The 3,770-nt window shown below is 67.3% G+C and carries 3 protein-coding genes; all 3 read left to right on the plus strand.

From position 1 onward, the window contains the following. The first annotated feature begins 407 nt into the window (after nucleotides 1–407). Nucleotides 408–2,099 carry a transposase gene (locus tag VIM19_21375; GenBank protein ID HEY5187379.1) on the plus strand — a complete coding sequence of 564 codons (1,692 nt, stop codon included), beginning with the start codon at nucleotides 408–410 and terminating at the stop codon, nucleotides 2,097–2,099. 386 nt (nucleotides 2,100–2,485) lie between these two features. Further along, nucleotides 2,486–3,271 carry a metal ABC transporter substrate-binding protein gene (locus VIM19_21380; protein HEY5187380.1) on the plus strand — a complete coding sequence of 262 codons (786 nt, stop codon included), beginning with the start codon at nucleotides 2,486–2,488 and terminating at the stop codon, nucleotides 3,269–3,271. Nucleotides 3,272–3,372: 101 nt separating this feature from the next. Continuing rightward, nucleotides 3,373–3,770, plus strand: a 398-nt coding sequence (locus VIM19_21385) for an ATP-binding cassette domain-containing protein (GenBank protein HEY5187381.1), incomplete at its 3' end; no start/stop codon positions are given.

Here is a 3,770-nt window from a genome sequence, read left to right on the forward strand (position 1 = left end):
AGGCGGGATCGGGGACGTCCTCGTGGCGGAAGACCTCGGGGCCGCCCGGGTGGTAGCAGACCGCGGCCTTCATGTTCGCTCCTGCCAGGTCGGCTGACCCTGGCAGGGCACTCTGATCTGCGTGGGGCTTGTCATGGCTTCGTCGCGCGGATGGACGCGCTCATCACGACGCCGTCTAGGTGCCAGGTGTCAAACGCGTTGTTGACGGCGACATGGGTGAGATCACCACAATATGTTGGCATTTCAGCGCACTCCCAGTGCTACATGTTGTGCGTCGAAATCATGGAAAACGAAAGACACCAGCCACCTAGGACGGTGGTGTTTTTCGCGTGTCGCCGACCCGGCTGATGTGAGCACTTTGGGAGAATGACAGCGGCGGGTTGTGTTGTCTGGTTTGGGAGTTCGCGATGACGTTGGGTCTGGCGCCGAAACAGGGAGACCTGTTGCGTACGACGGTGGGGTACTGCGAGGGTCGGGTCGGTACGGACTCGATCTACGCGGTCCTGAACCGGGAGTGCTTCACCTTGTTCCCCGATGAGATGTTCGCGGACTTGTTCACCGACGTGGGACGCCGCAGCGTCCCGCCGATGATTGTGGCGGTGGTGATGGTGCTGCAGCGGATCGAGGGGTGCAGCGACCGGGAGGCTGTGGACCGGTTCACGTTCGATGCCCGGTGGAAGTACGCCGCGGGCGGCCTGGCCTTTGACTACCCCGGTTTCGTGCACACGGTCCTGGTGGACATGCGAGCCCGGCTGGCCGCTTCGACGCGTCCGGACCGGATCTTTGAGGTGACCCTTGCGGCGGCCAAGGCGGCTGGGCTGGTCGGGCGCAAACGGGTCCTGGACTCGACCCCGTTGTATGACGCTGTGGCCACGATGGACACCGTCACCTTGATCCGCTCGGCTATCCGTGGGGTGCTCAAGGCTGCCGGTGCCGAGCTGGGCGCGCAGCTGCGGGCCGTGATCCGCCGCGACGACGACTACGCCGCCGCGGGTAAGCCGGTCTGTGACTACGACGATGCCGCCGCCCGCAAACATCTCGTGGACGCCCTGGCAAAGGACGGCACAGCGGTACTTGCGGTGCTGGATGGTCGCGAGCTGGACCCCGCCGCGACCCAGGCTGGTGCGCTGCTGGCGACCGTGCTCGGCCAGGACCTGGACATGGGGACCGGAGGGGTCTTCACGATCGCGCGCCGGGTCGCCAAAGACCGGGTGATCTCCACCGTGGACCCCCAGTCCCGGCATGGCCACAAGACCTCAGCCCACCGATTCGATGGGTTCAAGGGTCACATTGCGATCGACCCGGACGCCGAGGTCATCACCGCGACCGCGGTCACCGCGGGCAACACCAGCGACGCGGCCTCAGCTGTTGGCCTGCTCGCCGGCGACATCCCCGACCCAGGCAGCACCGAGCGCACCGATGACGCGGACGCACCCGGTGAGCCGGCGGCCACATGTAGCGGCAACCGGGGCAACGACACCGAGCAGGCCGGTGCCGTGCAGGATGACGCGGCCGAATCCCAGGAGGCGCCGTTGGCGGTCTACGGCGACGCCGCGTACGGCGCAGGCGCCCTGCTGGCTGAACTGGAGGCCGCCGGTGCGAAGGTCATGACCAAGGTCCAGCCGCCGGTCGCACCAGGGGGTCGCTTCCCCAAGGACCGCTTCGCTGTCGACACCGAGGCCGACACCGTGACCTGCCCCGCCGACGTTGTCGTGCACATCCGGGCGGCCAAGGCCGGCGCTGGGACAGCGGCCTTCGGCGCGGCCTGCAAGGGGTGCCCGCTGGCCGCCCAGTGCACGACCGCCAAGGCCGGTCGCGTTATCCGGATCGGCCGCTACGAAGCCGAGCTCGTCCGGGCCCGGGCCGCCCAGGCCGACCCCACCTGGCGGGCCGACTACCGGGCCACCAGGCCCAAGGTGGAACGCAAGATCGGCCACCTGATGCGCCGCCGACACGGCGGGCGGCGAGCCCGAGTCCGCGGACAGACCAAGGTCGCCGCCGACTTCTCTCTCCTTGCTGCCGCGGTCAACCTCGCCCGGTTCGGCGTGCTCGGACTCACCCGAGCATCAGGGCGCCGGTGGGTGGTAGTAACCAGCTGAACAGGTCAGGGTCACCCCGGAACCCAGGACAGGCCCATCCGCGGCCGGTGGACACCGACAATGGCTCACACCAGCCCCAAAACCGGCTGCCATCAAAAGGATCCGCGAGTCACGCCCCCGTACGCCCGGTTCACAGCGCCGAATCGATCACACCGGCCCAACAAACATCCGTTGAACACCAGCCACCTAGACTCTGGCTATGCCGCTGAGTCCGATTTGTCCCCTTTGAGACGCTATTTTGACAATGATTCTCATTGATCTCGATAATTGGCAATATGAGGTCACCCAAAGTCATTGCCGCGGCCCCCCTGCTCGTTGCCGCCCTCGTCCTGAGCGCCTGCAGCTCGGGTGCGTCGGCAACAAACAGCGCGGGGCAGCTGACCGTCGTGACGTCCTTCTACCCGCTGCAGTTCGCCGCTGAGCAGATCGGCGGCAACCACGTTGCGGTCACCAACCTGACCAGGCCCGGCGCAGAGCCACACGATATCGAGCTCACGACCCGCGATGTGGCCACCGTCAGCAAGGCGGGACTCGTGATCTACGAGAAGGGGTTGCAGGGCGCGGTCGACAAGGCCGCCGAGTCGCAGGCGGGCAGTCGCGCGCTCAACGTCGCCCCCAGCGCCAACCTCAACCTCAGACTCGCCTCGGGAGCCACCGATCCGCACTTCTGGCTTGACCCGCAACGCTACTCAACGGTTGCGAAGGCGATCTCGGCCAGGCTCTCGAGCGCCGATCCCACCCACAAAGCCGACTATGACAAGAACGCCCGGACCTTCGAGGACCGGCTCGGCGCCCTCTCCACGGAGTTCACCACCGGGCTGGCCAAGTGCCAGCGCAGACAGCTCGTCACCAGCCACGCGGCCTTCGGCTATCTCGCCCAGCGCTTCGCCCTGCAGCAGGTAGCCATCAGCGGCCTGTCCCCCGAGCAAGAGCCGAGTGCCGCCGAGATCGCCGCGGTCAGCACTTATGCCAGGGTTCACGCCGTGACAACGGTCTATGCGGAGACCCTGGCGAGCCCAGCCATCGCGGCGACCGTTGCCCGGGAGTCCGGCGCCACGGTGTCCACTCTCGACCCGATCGAAGGCCTGACCAAGGCGTCAAGCGGCAAGAACTACTTTGAGATCATGAGGTCCAATCTCGCCACGCTGCGGACAGGGCAGGGGTGCCCGTGACGACCGGCCCCGGCGCTCGCGACGACGGCCCAGCTGGCCCGGACGGCTCGCAGCCGGTGGTCACGCTTCGCTCGGCATCCTTCGGGTATGGGGACCACGCGATGGTCTCCGGCGTCACCCTGGATATCCGTGCCGGTGAGGTCGTCGCCGTCCTGGGTCCCAATGGCTCGGGCAAGTCGACGCTGGTCAAGGGGATGCTGGGCCTGAACTCGCATCTCGCCGGTGACGTGTCGCTCTTCGGCACCCCGATCGCCCGCTTCCGGGAGCATGCCCGTCTCGGATACGTCCCGCAACGCCATACGTTGTCAACGTCCGTGCGCGCGACCGTCACCGAGATCGTCGCGATCGGCCGGCTCCCACACCAGGGCTGGCTCGGCCGACCGAACCACCAGGACCGGCGAATCATCGCGGAGTCTCTGGCCGTCGTCGGTCTCGACGACCGGGCTCAGGTCGACGTGAGCACCCTCTCGGGTGGCCAGCAGCGGCGCGTACTGATCGC

Source organism: Actinomycetes bacterium (assembly GCA_036510875.1).
Taxonomy (GTDB): domain Bacteria; phylum Actinomycetota; class Actinomycetes; order Prado026; family Prado026; genus DATCDE01.

What these genes read in the sequence shown, in the direction of transcription:
- VIM19_21375 (HEY5187379.1), top strand. Translation starts at nt 408, where the DNA reads ATGACGTTGGGTCTGGCGCCGAAACAGGGAGACCTGTTGCGTACGACG.